Origin of the sequence: Micromonospora sp. NBC_01638, assembly GCF_045209745.1 — a bacterium.
Classification (GTDB): Bacteria; Actinomycetota; Actinomycetes; order Mycobacteriales; family Micromonosporaceae; genus Micromonospora.
Genome location: NZ_CP109273.1, coordinates 5,301,216 through 5,315,558, shown reverse-complemented (window position 1 = coordinate 5,315,558; position 14,343 = coordinate 5,301,216). Strand labels below are relative to the sequence as shown.

The following is a 14,343-nucleotide window of genomic DNA, read 5'->3' as shown; positions in this document are numbered from 1 at the left end:
ACCAGGGCTCGTGGCACTGGGGTGCGTGGTCGCCGCACTGCCGGGCGTCCGGGTTCGCCACCCGCGTGAACGTCTTCCAGCCTCCGATCGCAGCCACCGGGGCTGAGCCGCAAAACTGCGGTGGAAGCAGGAGCGGTGGCCTCAACCAGCCCTCAGGACGCCTCGCGGAGGCGTAGGTCGGCCAGCCACACCTCGGCGAGGTCGCTGAGCGCGACGCCGAGGACCTCACTGAGGCAGACCACGGTGCCGAACGCGGGAGCCGGGAGCCGGCCCACCTCGATCTTGCGCAGCGTCTCCGGCGAGATGCCGGCCGCCAGGGCCACCTCGACGGGACTGCGGTTACCTCGCGCGACCCGAAGCGCCGCTCCGAGACGTTGCCCCGCTGCGATCTGTTCGGGCGTGAGCGGTGGGCGGACCATGTGAGCAGGATAGATCCGCCTTCGCAGGCCGGCAATGCCGACCCGCCGGACGCCCCGACCAGCGTGGTATAAATATACCGCAACGAGAGGGAAGGGCTGATCGTGATCGAACTTAAGTCCGCCGAGGAGATCGATCGGATGGCCGTGACCGGCCAGTTCGTCGGCGAACTGCTGGCGGAGCTGCGTGAGGTTGCCGCCGTCGGGGTCAACCTGATGGACCTTGAGCACCACGCCCGCCGCCGGATCAAGGAGCGTGGCGCCGAGTCCTGCTACTGGGACTACACGCCGTCGTTCGGCCGGGGCCCGTTCCGTAACGTCCTGTGCCTCTCGGTCAACGACGCCGTGCTGCACGGCCTACCGCGCAACTACGCCCTGCGCGACGGTGACCTGCTGAGCATCGACATGGCGGTCGGGGTCGACGGCTGGGTCGCCGACTCCGCGCTGTCCGTCATCATCGGCACTCCCGCCGCGGATGACCTGAAGCTGATCGAGGCCACCGAGGTCGCGCTGGAGGCCGGGATCGACGCCGCGCGGCCGGGCAATCAGCTCGGCGACATCTCCGCCGCCATCGGCGGGGTCGCCCACCGCTACGGCTACCAGGTCAACGACGAATTCGGCGGGCACGGCATCGGCCGCACCATGCACGAGGCCCCACACGTGCCCAACGACGGCCGCCCGGGCCGGGGCATGAAGCTCAAGCCCGGCCTGACGCTCGCGATCGAGCCGTGGTTCTGCCGCAGCACCGGCAAGATTAAATTTGATGAGGACGGGTGGACGATCCGGTCCGCGGACGGCTCGCGGACGGCCCATTCCGAGCACACCGTCGCGATCACCAAGGCCGGCCCCCGGGTGTTGACCCGCCGCCCCGGGCACGCCACGAGCCCGGGCAACCGCAGTGGGCAGTCGGCCGCGGCGTCCTGACGAGCGCCGCTCTGCGGCATCGGCAGTTGACCGGCGGTCCGGCAACGGTTCGGCCTAAGCGCTTCTTTAGGGCAACGCAGGACACTGCCCAACATGACCCAGACATCGCTGACGGTCCTGTCCGCGACCCTGCGGACGACCGAGCCCGATGACTTCTACCTGCCACCGCTGCCACGGTTGCTGCCGGTCTCCTATCATCCGCAGGCCGCGCGCATCGAGATCGTGTCCAACGGTTGGGTACGCCGGATGCTCGGTGAGTGCTTCGCCGACGAAGCGATGCTGCTGGTCTTCCTGCGCCAGCGCAACGGCATCTACGGCCCGATCACCGTTCCGTACGCCGACCCGGCCCGAGCACAAAACATCGCCGACTGGTACCAGTTCGTCACCGTCATCGACAGCTTCGTCTCCGACGAGACGGCGCTGGGCGCCGACTCCGATGCCGCTCGCGAGGCGTTCTCAGCGATCATGGCCGACGTCGGGACGGACGGCAGCGGCGGTGCGGCGTCAACGGCGTACGGCCGGGCCGCTCAGGATCTCTGGCGGCGGATCCGGCCAGGCATGAGCCCGCACCAGGTCACCCGGCTGGTGCGCAGCCTGAAGTCGTTCCTCGACGGCTGCGCGACCGAGATCTCGGTCAAGCTCTCCGGCCGGGTCCCCGATCTCGAGACCTGCATGCGGGTGCGGATGGGCAGCTTCGGCTGCGAGTTCCTCGAACTGTTCACCGAGTACGCCGCCGAAGTGGACATGAGCGAGTTGGCCGCCCAGGGCGTGTTCGACAAGGCGCACCACCACGGCATGCGGCAACTCATCATCGTCAACGACCTGCTGTCGTGGCGCAAGGAGTACGCCGACCGCGACACCATGACCACGATGCGCGTCCTGTCTGAGCACGAGGGGCTGGGCCAGCAGGAGGCGGTCGACCGACTGTGCGAGCTTGTCGAGCACCACGAGCGCGCCTACATCGCCGCCCGTGACGAGGTGCTCAACGGCCCGCACGGCAACGACCGGGACGTCCGGGCGTACCTGTCCGGGCTGGACCACCTGATCGGCGGAAGCCAGGAGTTCGAGTATCTGACGCCGCGCTACTTCGGCGACGGCTCGGTGTGGGACGGCAGCACCTCCGGCTGGCTCAGCCTGTCCGCTCCGATAGACCGCTTCCGGGCCGCGCCGGCACCCCCGCCTCGTCAACCAACGAAGGGAGCCTCCTCGTGAGCATCACCTCGTCCGGTCCGGCGCGCACCGCGCGCTATGCCGTAGCGCCCAACGCGTTGCCGCTGCTCGGTCACGCGATTCCGCTGGCCCGCCGGCCGCAGCAGTTCCTCACCGAACTTCCCTGCTACGGCGACCTCGTCGAAGTGCGGCTGGGCCGACGCCCAGCCGTGCTGGTGTGCAGCCCGGACCTGATCCAGCGCGTGCTCCGTGAGCCCCGGACCTTCGACAAGGGTGGGCCGCTGTTCGACAAGGCCGACGAACTGGTCGGCCAGGGGTTGTTCGCGGCCACGTGGGAGCCGCACCGCCGGCAACGGCGAATGATGCAGCCGGGCTTCCATCGCACGCGGATGCCCGGGTACGCGGAGGTCATGCGGGACGAGATCGACACGCTGCTCGCGGGCTGGCGTGATGGGCAGCAGGTGGACATCCGCGACGAGATGCACCGGGTGACGCTGCGGATCGCCGCGCGAACCATGTTCACCAACCCGGTGAGCAACCACGCCGCGGACGAGGTCCAGGAGTGCATGCCGATCATCAACCGCGGTGTGTACAAGCGGATGGTCGCCCCGACGGCTCTGCTCGAGAAGCTGCCGACCCGCGAGAACCGTCAGTTCGAGCTGGCCCACCAGCGGATGCGCGATGTCGTCGAGGAGACCATCGGGCAATACCGGGAGTCCGGCGTCGACCACGGCGACCTCATGTCCATCCTGATCAACTCGGTCGACCCGGATACCGGTCAGCCGATGTCCGAGTTCGAGGTCCACCAGCAGGTGATGACCCTGCTGGCGGGCGGCATGGAGACCACCGCCAACGCCATCAGTTCGGCGCTGCTACTGATCAGCGAGCACCCCGAGGTGGAGCGAGGGCTCCAGGCGGAGGTCGACGAGGTGCTGGGTGGCCGGTCGCCGGCGTTCGAGGACATCCCGAAGCTGACCTACCTGGACCGGGTCCTGCGCGAGACGCTTCGCCTCCGGCCGCCGGTCTGGCTCCTGACCAGGACGACGACTCGGGACACCGAACTCGGCGGGCACCCCCTGCCCCAGGGCAGCATCATTCTGCTCAGCCCGTACCTGTTGCACCACAATCCGGAGCTGTTCACCGATCCGGAGCGCTTCGACCCCGACCGCTGGCTGCCCGAGCGGGCTGACTCGGTCACCCAGAACGCGATGCAGCCCTTCATCATGGGCAACCGCAAGTGCATCGGGGACCAGTTCGCGCTCAACGAGGCGAGACTACTGGTCGCCACCATCGCCAGCCGTTGGTCGATACGGATGACGTCGGGTGCCCCACGCAGGCGCCTACCCGAAGCCACGCTCGGCCCGGGGCCGATGCCGATGACCCTGACCCAGCGCCCGATACGGGCAACACGGCCGGCGGCACCCGACGACGGGATGCCCGGTTCGACCGGCTGCCCGTTCCACGCCGGACAGTCATGATCGGCGCGTCGGCGCCCGAGGCTCCACACGGGCTGCCGCTGGCCGGCCACGCCATGCAACTGTGGCGTCGACCACTGGCGTTCCTGCGTGAGACGACCGGCCAGGCCGAGGTGATGACCCTGCGGCTCGGCCGACAGCGAGCCTTCCTGGCCTGCGGCGCCGCGGCGGTGGCCCAGGTGCTGCACGAGCCGCGCACCTTCGACAAGGGCGGCCCGCTGTTCGCAAAGGCGCGGCTGATCGTCGGCGACGGGCTGGTCAGCTCCGACTTCAACACGCACCGCCGGCAGCGCCGGCTCGTGCAGCCTGCCTTCGCGGCACAACGGATCCACGGCTACGCCGCCCTGATGAGCGAGCAGGTCGAGTCGGAGATCGCCGGGTGGCGCCCGGGCCGCCCCCTGGACGTGGGGCACACCATGCACACCCTGGCCCTGCGCGGCGCGGCCCGTACGATGTTCGGCTCGCAGCTCGATGAACGGGCCGTCGCGGAGGTCGTCGCCGCCCTGCCGGTGATCATGCGCGGGGTGTACCAGCGAATGATCGTCCCGGTGTCCTGGGCACACGAACTGCCGCTGCCGGTCAACCGGCGCTTCGAGCGGGCCCGGGCGACGATGCACCGGATCATCGAAGGCACCGTCGAGGCGTATCGCAACTCTGGGCAGGATCACGGCGACGTCCTGTCGATCCTCGTCCAGGCGCACGGCGACTCCGCGCTCGGCGACGAGGAAATCCACGATCAGGTCATGACGCTGCTCATCGGGGGCACCGAGCCACCCGGACAGGCGTTGACGACAATATTCCATCTGTTGGGCAGCCATCCTGAGGTGGAGCGGGCGGTGCACACCGAGGTGGACGACGTGCTCGCCGGCGGCCCGGCGCAGCCCGCGCACCTGGCCGCGTTGCCGCAGACGCAGCGCGTCGCGCTGGAGGCGCTACGGCTCTTTCCACCGGCCTGGTTGCTGACGCGGGTGGCGACCTGCGACACGAAACTTGCCGGCCATCCGGTGCCCCGGGGCGCGACGGTGCTCTTCAGCCCTTACCAACGGCACCACGACCCGGACGTCTTCCCGGATCCGCTGCGCTTCGATCCGGACCGGTGGCGTACACCGTCGCCGGCCGCCCGGGCGGCACTGCTGCCGTTCGGGGCCGGCAACCGCAAGTGCATCGGCGAGGAGGTCGCGTTGACCGAACTCGTGCTCACGGTCGCTTCCGTCGCCTCCCGGTTCCAACTCCGGCCGGTGCCAGGAACGGTCGTCCGCCCGGTGGCCCGCGCCTCGCTGGGCACCACCAGAGTGCTGATGACGCCGGAGCCACGCCCGTCCCTCGAGACTCTGGTTGGTGAGCGATGACGCGTCTCAGGATGCCCCGCACCAGGACTGCCCCACGCCGATCACCGAACCGCCGATCCGTTGGCGTCAGCCATGTCCGAGGATCCTCGGACATGGACCCCAGTCAAGGTCGAGCGCTCCGAATCAGAGCAGTGCTCTCGATGTGCTACGGTCGATCACTATGAAGGCGTCGGGGGTCCGCGCCCGGGTCCGGGCCGAAATGGTCAAGGAGCTCAAGGCGGTGGCCTGGCGCCACCTGGCCGCCGAAGGCTCCAACCTGTCGCTGCGCGCCGTCGCCCGGGACATGGGCATGGCGTCGTCCGCCGTCTACCGCTACTTCCCCAGCCGCGACGACCTGCTCACCGCGCTGATCATCGACGCGTACGACGCGCTTGGCGAGAGCGCCGAGAGCGCCGCCGAGAAGGCCGAGCCGGGGCTGGAGCGCTGGCTCGCCGTCGGGCACGCCGTCCGCGACTGGGCCCTGGCGGCGCCGCACGAGTGGGCGCTGATCTACGGCAGCCCGGTGCCCGGCTACCGCGCGCCGGAGGACACCATCGGGCCCGGCGTCCGGGTCATCCTGCTGATCGGGCGGGTGCTCAAGGAGGCGCTGCGGGCCGGGCTCCTGGAGCTCGGCGAGCCGCTCACCGGCGAGTACGCCGAGGAACTGGCCGCCGTCGCGGCCCGGCTCGGCGACGACATGCCGCCGCGGCTCGTCGCCGACAGCGCGGCGATGTTCTTCATGCTCTGCGGCGCGGTCAACGCCGAGCTCTTCGGCCAGCTCACCAACTCGGTCGACCGGGACCGGCGCGGCTTCTTCGCCTTCCAGCTGGGTAAGGCCGCCACGCTGGCTGGCCTTACCGCCTGACGCCGCGTACGCCTCAACCCGGCCACGATCAGGTCGATCCCGAACCGGAGGTAGCGCTCCAGGTCCCGGCTCCGCGTCGCCGGGCAGCGCCGGCCGGCCGGCGGAGCGCCCGGTCGCGCACCACCGCTCGGCTCAGCCGGCCCGGGTCGTCGCCGGGTCGCGGACCAGGGTGGCCAGAGCCGCGACGAGCAGGCCCCGGTGGGCCAGCCAGCGGCCGGTGAACCCGGTCACCTCGCGGCCGTCCAGCCGTGGGCCGGGCACCGTGAGGCGGGCGTCGAAGGTCCGGCCGGCCGCGTCGATGGTGACGACCGCCCCGGTGAAGTCCAGCGGTTGCCGGGTCAGCGGGAACCAGACCTTGTAGACCGCCTCCTTGGCGCAGAACAGCAGCCGGTCCCAGCGGACGGACGGGTCGGAGGCCAGCAGGGCGGTGACGGCGACGCGCTCCGGTGCGGAGGCGACGCAGCCGAGCAGGCCCGGCGGCAGCGGCTCGTTCGGCTCGGCGTCCACGCCCAGCGTCCACAGTGTCGAGGCCGGTGCGACAGCGACCAGCCGGTAGCCGACGCAGTGCGTGATGCTGCCGACCACACCGGCTGGCCAGGTCGGGGCGCCCCCCTCACCGGGCAGCACCGGGGCGGGCGGGCAGCCGAGACCCGCCAGGGCCTCCCGGGCACAGCGGCGGGCGGTGGCGAACTCGGTGCGGCGCTTCGAGCCGGCCCCGGCGATGAGCCGCTCTTCCTCGGGGAAGAGCGGCGCCGGCTCGGCGTCGTCGAACGCCTCGACGGCGACGACGCCGGCCGGGAACAGGTCTGCGGTCATCGTGTGCGGCACGCCACCGACCGTACGGTCCAGCGCTTGAGCGCCACTGCGGCCGAGCCGCTCAAGCCGGAGTCGAGCGCCGCCCGCCATGGTCGGTGCGGACCATCCCGACGAGGAGCACCCGATGACCGATGACCTGGACCATTGGCGGACGATGGCCCTGGCGGTCCTGCAGAAGGCCGGCCGGGCCGGGCCGCAGCACGCCCCCGAGGACGTCGACCGGCTCCTCGCCACCACGACCGACAACGGCACCACCATCGCGCCGCTGCACCTGGCCGGGCCGCCCGCCCCCGCGTTGGGCACGCCGCCGACGCCGGGCGGCTGGGACGTGCGGCCCCACCACGACGCCACCGATCCGGATCTGGGCGAGGCCCTCGCCGCCGACATCGCGGCCGGCGTCACGTCGGTCTGGCTCGAGTCGCCGGAGCCGGCGGTGCTGCGCGCGATCCTGCCCACCCTGCGGGCCGCCGGCACCGCCATCGTGCTGGAGGCCGGCGAGCGCAACGCGGAGGCAGCGGAGGCGCTGCTCACCCAGCCGGAACCGGTGCGCGGAAACCTCGGCGCCGACCCGATCGGCCTGGCCGTGCGCCAGGGCGGCACGCCCGACCTGGCCATGCTCGCCGCGCTCGCCGGCCGGTGCGCGAACCGGCCGGGCCTGCGGTCGATCGTCGTGGACGGCACGGCGTTCCACGACGTGGGCGGCGGGGAGGCCGACGAGTTGGGTTCGGCGCTCGCCACCGGGGTCGCCTACCTGCGGGCGCTCACCGAGGGCGGCCTGCCGGTGCAGGCGGCGTTCGAGCAGATCGAGTTCCGGTACGCGGTGGGCGCGGACCAGTTCGTCGAGATCGCCAAGCTGCGCGCCGCCCGGCTGCTGTGGGCACGCGTCGGCGCGGTCTGCGGGGTGGCGCCGGCCCGACAGTGGCAGCACGCCGTCACCTCACGGGCGATGATGACCGCCCGGGCACCGTGGAACAACCTCGTCCGGACGACGGTAGCCGCGTTCGCCGCGGTCGCCGGCGGCGCCGACGCGCTCACCGTCCGGCCGTTCGACGCCTGCCTGGGCCGGTCCGGTGCGCAGGCGCAGCGGCTCACCCGTACCACCCAGGCGATCCTGCGGCTGGAGGCGCAGGCCGCCCGGGTGCACGATCCGGCAGCCGGGTCCTGGTACGCGGAACGGCTGACCCGCGACCTCGCCGCCGCCGGGTGGGACTGGTTCCAGAAGCTGGAGAGCAACGGCGGCCCGGTCGCCTCGCTGGCCGACGGCATGCTGACCGAGCGCCTGGCGGCCACCGCGGAGCAACGCCGGCAGCAGGTACGCCAGTTGAGCCGCACGATCGTCGGGGTCAACCGGTACGTCGCGCTCGACGAGGAGCGGCCCCGCAGCGCGGCGGCCCCCGCCGGCCATCGCCACGCGGCAGACTTCGAGCGGGTCCGCGACCGGGCCGAGGCGGCCGGCTCACCGAAGATCCCGCTGGTCCTGCTCGACTCGGCGACCGCGAGCTCGGACGCCGGCCTCGCCGGGCAGGTGCTCGCCGCCGGCGGCCTGACCGGTGTGCCCGGGTGGCCCGCCGGGCCGGCGCCGGTCGCTCTGCTGTGCGGGACGGGCAGCGTCGGCGACGAGGCCATCCGCTCGGCCGTCGACCGGTTGCGCGCGATCGGCGTCCGGAGGATCCGGACCTTCGCCGACGGCCCTTTCCGGCAAGGGCAGGACGTTGTCGCCGGACTCGACGGCCTCCTCGACGACTTGGGAGCGGCACAGTGATCCCCGACTTCACCCGGATCGACCTCGGCGAGCCGGACGCCGGTGCCTCCGCGGTCGCCGGCCCACCGGCCGAGACCCCGGAAGGCATCCTGGTGGCCGGGCACTACACCGCCGCGGAGGTCGCCGGCCTCGATCTGCGCGGGCTGCCGGGCGAGCCGCCGTACCGGCGCGGTCCCTACCCGACGATGTACACCACGCAGCCGTGGACCATCCGGCAGTACGCCGGGTTCTCCACCGCCGAGGAGTCCAACGCCTTCTACCGGCGCAATCTCGCTGCCGGGCAGACCGGCCTGTCGGTCGCGTTCGACCTGCCCACCCACCGTGGGTACGACTCGGACCACCCGCGTGCCGCCGGCGACGTGGGCATGGCCGGGGTGGCGATCGACTCTCTGCTGGACATGCGCGTGCTCTTCGGAGGCATCCCGCTGGACCGCACCAGCGTCTCGATGACCATGAACGGCGCGGTGCTGCCGATCCTCGCGCTCTACATCGTCGCCGCCGAGGAGCAGGGCGTGCCGCCGGAGAAGCTGGCCGGCACGATCCAGAACGACATCCTCAAAGAGTTCATCGTCCGCAACACCTACATCTATCCGCCTGGGCCCTCGATGCGGATCGTGGCGGACATCTTCGCCTACACCTCGGCCCGGATGCCGCGATTCAACTCCATCTCGATCTCCGGCTACCACATGCATGAGGCGGGCGCGCCGGCCGATCTGGAGCTGGCCTACACGCTGGCCGACGGTCTCGAATATCTTGCGGCCGCACGGGACGCGGGGCTGGACGTCAACCGGGTCGCCCGCCAGCTGTCCTTCTTCTGGGCGGTCGGCATGGACTTCTTCATGGAGGTCGCCAAGCTGCGGGCCGGGCGGATGCTCTGGGCCGGCCTGGCCCGCGACGCGGGCGTGACCGATCCGCGGGCGCTGAGCCTGCGGGCGCACTGTCAGACGTCCGGCTGGTCGCTCACCGCGCAGGACGTCTACAACAATGTGGCGCGCACCTGCATCGAGGCCATGGCCGCCGGCCAGGGACACACCCAGTCGCTGCACACGAACGCGTTCGACGAGGCGCTCGCGCTGCCGACCGACGTCTCGGCGCGCATCGCCCGGGACACCCAACTGGTGCTGCGTCACGAGACCGGCGCCACCCGGGTGGTCGACCCGTGGGGCGGCAGCCACTACGTGGAGCGGCTCACCGCCGACCTGATCGACCGGACCCGCAGCCACCTCGACGAGATCGCGGCAGCCGGCGGGATGGCCCGCGCGATCGAGCTGGGACTGCCCAAGCAGCGCATCGAGGAGGCGGCCAGCCGGACACAGGCGCGGATCGACTCCGGGCAACGGCCCGTGGTGGGCGTCAACGTGCACCGGGTCGAGCAGGAGCCGGCCGTCGAGGTGCTGCGCATCGACAACGCGGCGGTCCGGCGGACACAGCAGGACCGCCTGGCGCGGCTGCGGATGGACCGCGACGAGGCCGCCTGCAGGTCGGCGCTCGACGCGTTGGCGCGGGCCGCCACCACGCCCGCCGGCGCCGACGCCGGCCCGGGGAACCTGCTGTTCTGCGCCGTCGAGGCGGCCCGAGCCGGTGCCACGGTCGGCGAGATGTCGGCCCGGCTGGAATCGGTGTTCGGGCGGTACGCCGCCACGCCCCGAACGGTCTCCGGCGTCTATGCGGGCGGGACCGTCTCGGACGCCGCCGTCGCTGCCGCACGGGCCGCCACCACCGAGTTCGCCGAGACGACCGGTCGGCGGCCGCGGATGCTGGTCGCGAAGGCCGGCCAGGACGGTCACGACCGGGGCCAGAAGGTGGTCGCCAGCGGGCTCGCCGACCTCGGCTTCGACATCGACGTGGGACCGCTGTTCCAGACTCCGGGCGAGGTCGCGCGGCAGGCGGTCGACGCGGACGTGCACGTGGTCGGGATCAGCTCGCTCGCCGGCGGCCACGCGTCCCTGGTGCCTGAGCTGCGCCGGGCGCTCACCGAGCTGGGTCGGCCGGACATCCTCGTGGTGGTCGGCGGCGTCGTCCCGGCAGCCGACCACGAGACGCTGCGCGCGGCCGGCGCCGTGGACATCTTCGGTCCGGGCACGCCGCTGGCCGGCGTCGCGATGCGGTTGCTGGAACTGCTACGCGAGCCGGCGGCCGGCCGGGCGTGGTGAGCGCCGCCGAGACGCTGGCCGGCTCCCGGGCGGCCGTCGCGCGGGCGATCACCCTGGTGGAGTCGACCCGGCCGGACGACCGGGCTGCGGCCCGCGCCCTGCTGGCCGAACTGGCGCCGTACACCGGCCGCGCCCACCGGATCGGCATCTCCGGCGTTCCGGGCGCCGGGAAGTCGACGCTCATCGACCGGCTCGGCACGATGATCGCCGACGGTGGGCGCCGGGTCGCCGTGCTGACCGTCGATCCGTCGTCCGAGCGCACCGGCGGCAGCCTGCTGGGCGACGCCACCCGGATGAGCGGCCTGGCCGCACACCCGGACGCCTTCGTCCGCTCCTCACCGTCGGCCGGACGGCTCGGCGGGGTGGCGCCGGGCACCCGGGCCGCGATCGCGGTGGTCGAGGCTGCCGGTTACGACATTGTGCTGATCGAGACCGTCGGCGTGGGCCAGTCGGAGACCGCCGTCGCGGCGCTCGTCGACACCTTCGTGCTAGTCGCCGCGATCGGCACCGGCGACGAGCTGCAGGGCGTCAAGATGGGTGTGCTCGAGCTGGTCGACGTGATCGCGGTGAACAAGGTGGACGGTGAACGGGTCGCGGCCGGGAAGGCCACCGCCCGAGACCTGTCCACGGCGATGCGGTTGGTCTCCCGGGGCGGCGACCGCACCACGCCAGCGGTCCTGACCTGCAGCGCCCGGGACGGCAGCGGCGTCGCCGAGCTGTGGGAGCACATCACCGACCGGTTCGCCGAGCGGTCCGCCGCGGGCGAGGTGCGGCGGCGGCGCCGCGAGCAGGACGTGGCCGGCATGTGGTCCACCGCACGCACCGCCGTTCTGGCCGGCTTCGATGCCGACGCCAGGGTCGCTACGCTGGCTGAGGAGTTCATTTCAGCGGTCGACGCCGGCACGACGACCGCCACCGAGGCCGGCGAGCGGCTGGCCGCAGCCTTCCGTGACGCCGGGCGACACCCGGTTCACAAGACGTCAACTTCTGTACAGACATCCACCATGTACCTGGTGGTTGAATGAGTCGATGCGCGTCTTCCGCCACGACTGGACGCTTCGACGACGAGGTATGCAAGTCCGGTTCTTCGGCCTCTCCTGCCTACTCTTCCTCGCCTATCCGGTCGGTGCGATCGGCAGCAGCTCGATCTGGCTCGCCCTGAATCTGATCGCCTTCGCCGCCGGCTACTGCCGGGTCATCATTCGCAACACCCCGCAGATGCACCGCAACCGGGCTCCGGTGACCGTCCTGCTCACCCTGGTGCTCGGCGGGCTGCTGATCCCGGCACTGCACTACGACTGGCTCTCCGGGCTGGGTGTCTTCGCCGCGATCATGTTGCTGATCAACTTTCCGCTGCAGTGGTGGCGGGCGCTCCTGGTCGGGCTTATCGGGTCACTCACCCTCATCGCCCAGTTCATGTTGCACGCCGAGCGCAACTCGGTCGTCGTGCTCCTGGTGCTCCTGGTGATCGTCGGGACCGTCCAGGTGGCCGTCTACAAGCAGATCGAGACGTCCATGCAGTTGCAGGAGGCGCGCGCCGAGCTGACCTACCTCGCGGTCGCCGAGGAGCGGCTGCGCATCGCCCGCGACCTGCACGACATCCTGGGCCAGCGGCTCTCCGCGGTCACCCTGAAGGCCGAGATCGCCGCCCAGATGGTCGGCCGCGATCCAGGCCGGGCGATCACCGAGATCCTCGAGGTGAGCGCCACCGCCCGGGGCGCTCTGGCCGAGGTGCGCGCGGCCGTGTCCGGCTATCGCACGGTGTCGCTGCGGGTCGAGACCGAGAGCTCCGAGGCCCTGCTGACCGCCTGCGGCGTGACCGTGACCGTGACCGGCCCGCTGTCACTGCCGCAACTGGCCAACGAGACAGCCGGATGGGTGGTGCGGGAGGCGACGACGAACGTGATCCGGCACGCCTCGGCCCAGCAGTGCTCGATCACGGTCACCGACGAGGGCGACACGTTCGTCGTGCAGGTCGCCGACGACGGGGTGGGCGGCACGCTCAGCGAGCCCTTCTCGTACGGCACCGGACTGACCGGGCTCACCGAGCGCATGGAGATCGTGGGTGGCGATCTGGACGTCGGCCCCCGGGACGGTCGCTTCGTCGTGACCGCCCGGATCCCGGCCGACCCGCAGTTCGCGGAGTCGGCCGCTACTCGGCGATCCGGGTCCGGGCGACCCAGGCGAACACGGCCGGACCGTCCGGACCCGCGGCCGTACGGTGAAAATGCTCGTACCCGTTGAGCCACTGGAGCTTGATCGTGTCCGCGTCGCCGGCGACGTGACAGGTGCGCATCGTGACCGGGATGTCGGCCGGGCCGCCATCGAGCACGGCGAGGACGGTGACCTTCTGATCGTCCATTGTGACCCCTTCGACTAGCAAACTGTTTGTGCTGCTCACGCTATGTACCGGGGCTGGAGCGCAGCTTGACCCGGCCGCTCGACCCGGGCTCAAGCGGCGCGGAGGACCCTGCAGGGATGACGACCGAACCAGGGCATGCCCGCCTGGCCGGCACGGCGGTGTCGCCGCACGCCGGCCGCCCGGGTGGCATTCAGATCGCGTACGAGAGCCTCGGCCGCCCCAACGGTGAGCCGCTACTGCTCGTCATGGGCCTCGGCATGCAGATGATCATGTGGCACGACGACCTCTGCGGCGTTTTCACCGACCGGGGCTTCACCGTCGCCCGATTCGACCACCGGGACGTGGGCGCCTCGACCCACCTGCACGAGGCCGGACGCCCCACCATCATGCGCATGATGCTGCGGCCGGGCGCTGCGGCGTACCGGCTGCCGGACATGGCCGGTGACGCGGTCGCCGTGCTCGACGCGCTGGGCTGGCCGCGCGCGCACGTCGTCGGCATCTCGCTCGGCGGGATGATCGCGCAGCAGATCGCGATCCAGCACCCTGAACGGGTGCTGAGCCTGACCTCGATCTCGGCCACCGCGTCGCCCCGGATCGGCCGGCTGACCATGCGCACCGCGATGCGCCTGCAGAAACTCCAGGACCGGCCGGTCGAGGACCGGGAGGGTGCCGGCCAGCTGATGGTCGACCTGTTCGACCTGATCGGCTCACCCGGATACGACATGGACGAGCGTTGGCTGCGCGAGCGCGGCCGGATCGCCTTCGACCGCGCCTACGACCAGGCCGGCCGGTTGCGGCACGAGGCCGCACTGATGGCCTCCCGGGACCGCCGTGCCCAGCTCGCCGAGTTACGCATCCCGGCCCTGGTGGTGCACGGCGAGGCGGACAAGATCTGGGACGTCGCGGGCGGCCAGGCCACCGCCGACGCCATCCCGGACGCCCGCCTGATGACCTTCCCGGGGTACGGGCACGGCATCCTGCCCAGGGCACTCTGGTCCGACGTGGTCGGCGGCGTCGCCGCGCTCGCCGGCCGCTGAACTCTGCACAAAGGAGCCCGGTCACCGTCGCGGTG

The 14,343-nt window shown here is 71.7% G+C and carries 13 protein-coding genes; 10 read left to right on the top strand and 3 right to left on the bottom strand.

Features of this window, described 5'->3' with window-relative positions; all coding sequences use genetic code 11:
* Positions 1-152: 152 nt before the first annotated feature.
* Positions 153-419 carry a helix-turn-helix domain-containing protein gene (locus OG811_RS24760; RefSeq protein WP_272618143.1) on the bottom strand — a complete coding sequence of 89 codons (267 nt, stop codon included), beginning with the start codon at positions 417-419 and terminating at the stop codon, positions 153-155.
* Positions 420-521: 102 nt separating this feature from the next.
* Here OG811_RS24760 and map point away from each other — a divergent pair, with 102 nt between their 5' ends.
* From map to OG811_RS24735, 5 genes are all read left to right on the top strand, one after another.
* Positions 522-1,340, top strand: a complete 819-nt coding sequence (map, locus tag OG811_RS24755; protein ID WP_406069089.1) for a type I methionyl aminopeptidase — start codon at positions 522-524, stop codon at positions 1,338-1,340.
* Positions 1,341-1,433: 93 nt separating this feature from the next.
* Positions 1,434-2,552, top strand: a complete 1,119-nt coding sequence (locus tag OG811_RS24750) for a terpene synthase family protein (protein WP_406069087.1) — start codon at positions 1,434-1,436, stop codon at positions 2,550-2,552.
* The gene (locus OG811_RS24745) at positions 2,549-3,988 is read left to right on the top strand and encodes a cytochrome P450 (RefSeq protein ID WP_406069086.1); all 1,440 of its coding nucleotides are present in this window, start codon (positions 2,549-2,551) and stop codon (positions 3,986-3,988) included. The genes OG811_RS24750 and OG811_RS24745 overlap by 4 nt, the downstream gene beginning before the upstream one ends.
* Positions 3,985-5,334 carry a cytochrome P450 gene (locus OG811_RS24740; protein WP_406069083.1) on the top strand — a complete coding sequence of 450 codons (1,350 nt, stop codon included), beginning with the start codon at positions 3,985-3,987 and terminating at the stop codon, positions 5,332-5,334. The genes OG811_RS24745 and OG811_RS24740 overlap by 4 nt, the downstream gene beginning before the upstream one ends.
* A 160-nt stretch (positions 5,335-5,494) precedes the next feature.
* Positions 5,495-6,178 (top strand): TetR/AcrR family transcriptional regulator, encoded by a 684-nt coding sequence (locus OG811_RS24735; protein WP_406069082.1) that lies wholly within the window; start codon positions 5,495-5,497, stop codon positions 6,176-6,178.
* Between the two features lie 132 nt (positions 6,179-6,310).
* On the opposite strand, the gene OG811_RS24730 is transcribed toward OG811_RS24735, so the two are convergent.
* Positions 6,311-7,006, bottom strand: a complete 696-nt coding sequence (locus tag OG811_RS24730; protein WP_406069080.1) for a 4'-phosphopantetheinyl transferase — start codon at positions 7,004-7,006, stop codon at positions 6,311-6,313.
* A 112-nt stretch (positions 7,007-7,118) separates the two neighbouring features.
* On the opposite strand from OG811_RS24730, the gene OG811_RS24725 reads away from it, so the two are divergent.
* The 4 genes from OG811_RS24725 to OG811_RS24710 are packed head-to-tail and all read left to right on the top strand — an operon-like array spanning position 7,119 to position 13,153.
* Positions 7,119-8,756: a methylmalonyl-CoA mutase family protein gene (locus OG811_RS24725; protein WP_406069078.1), complete on the top strand. Its 1,638-nt coding sequence runs from the start codon at positions 7,119-7,121 to the stop codon at positions 8,754-8,756.
* Positions 8,753-10,909, top strand: a complete 2,157-nt coding sequence (gene scpA / locus OG811_RS24720; RefSeq protein WP_406069077.1) for a methylmalonyl-CoA mutase — start codon at positions 8,753-8,755, stop codon at positions 10,907-10,909. Before OG811_RS24725 ends, scpA begins: the two co-directional genes overlap by 4 nt.
* On the top strand, positions 10,906-11,934 hold the full coding sequence (meaB, locus tag OG811_RS24715) for a methylmalonyl Co-A mutase-associated GTPase MeaB (protein ID WP_406069075.1): 1,029 nt from the start codon (positions 10,906-10,908) through the stop codon (positions 11,932-11,934). Before scpA ends, meaB begins: the two co-directional genes overlap by 4 nt.
* Before the next feature lie 4 nt (positions 11,935-11,938).
* Complete coding sequence (locus OG811_RS24710) at positions 11,939-13,153, top strand: sensor histidine kinase (protein WP_406069073.1); 1,215 nt, start codon at positions 11,939-11,941, stop codon at positions 13,151-13,153.
* Here OG811_RS24710 and OG811_RS24705 read toward each other — a convergent pair.
* On the bottom strand, positions 13,062-13,271 hold the full coding sequence (locus OG811_RS24705; RefSeq protein WP_406069071.1) for a DUF5988 family protein: 210 nt from the start codon (positions 13,269-13,271) through the stop codon (positions 13,062-13,064). The two genes, OG811_RS24710 and OG811_RS24705, sit on opposite strands and share 92 nt — an antisense overlap.
* A gap of 116 nt (positions 13,272-13,387) precedes the next feature.
* Here OG811_RS24705 and OG811_RS24700 point away from each other — a divergent pair, with 116 nt between their 5' ends.
* Positions 13,388-14,308, top strand: coding sequence for an alpha/beta fold hydrolase (locus OG811_RS24700; protein ID WP_406069068.1), 921 nt, complete (start codon positions 13,388-13,390; stop codon positions 14,306-14,308).
* The last annotated feature ends 35 nt before the right edge of the window (positions 14,309-14,343 follow it).

Excerpts from the sequence above, each read along its gene's own strand:
- OG811_RS24710 (WP_406069073.1), top strand. The coding sequence starts at position 11,939 with ATGCGCGTCTTCCGCCACGACTGGACGCTTCGACGACGAGGTATGCAA.
- OG811_RS24760 (WP_272618143.1), bottom strand. The coding sequence starts at position 419 with ATGGTCCGCCCACCGCTCACGCCCGAACAGATCGCAGCGGGGCAACGT.
- OG811_RS24735 (WP_406069082.1), top strand. The coding sequence starts at position 5,495 with ATGAAGGCGTCGGGGGTCCGCGCCCGGGTCCGGGCCGAAATGGTCAAG.
- OG811_RS24725 (WP_406069078.1), top strand. The coding sequence starts at position 7,119 with ATGACCGATGACCTGGACCATTGGCGGACGATGGCCCTGGCGGTCCTG.
- OG811_RS24705 (WP_406069071.1), bottom strand. The coding sequence starts at position 13,271 with ATGGACGATCAGAAGGTCACCGTCCTCGCCGTGCTCGATGGCGGCCCG.
- OG811_RS24700 (WP_406069068.1), top strand. The coding sequence starts at position 13,388 with ATGACGACCGAACCAGGGCATGCCCGCCTGGCCGGCACGGCGGTGTCG.
- OG811_RS24740 (WP_406069083.1), top strand. The coding sequence starts at position 3,985 with ATGATCGGCGCGTCGGCGCCCGAGGCTCCACACGGGCTGCCGCTGGCC.
- OG811_RS24750 (WP_406069087.1), top strand. The coding sequence starts at position 1,434 with ATGACCCAGACATCGCTGACGGTCCTGTCCGCGACCCTGCGGACGACC.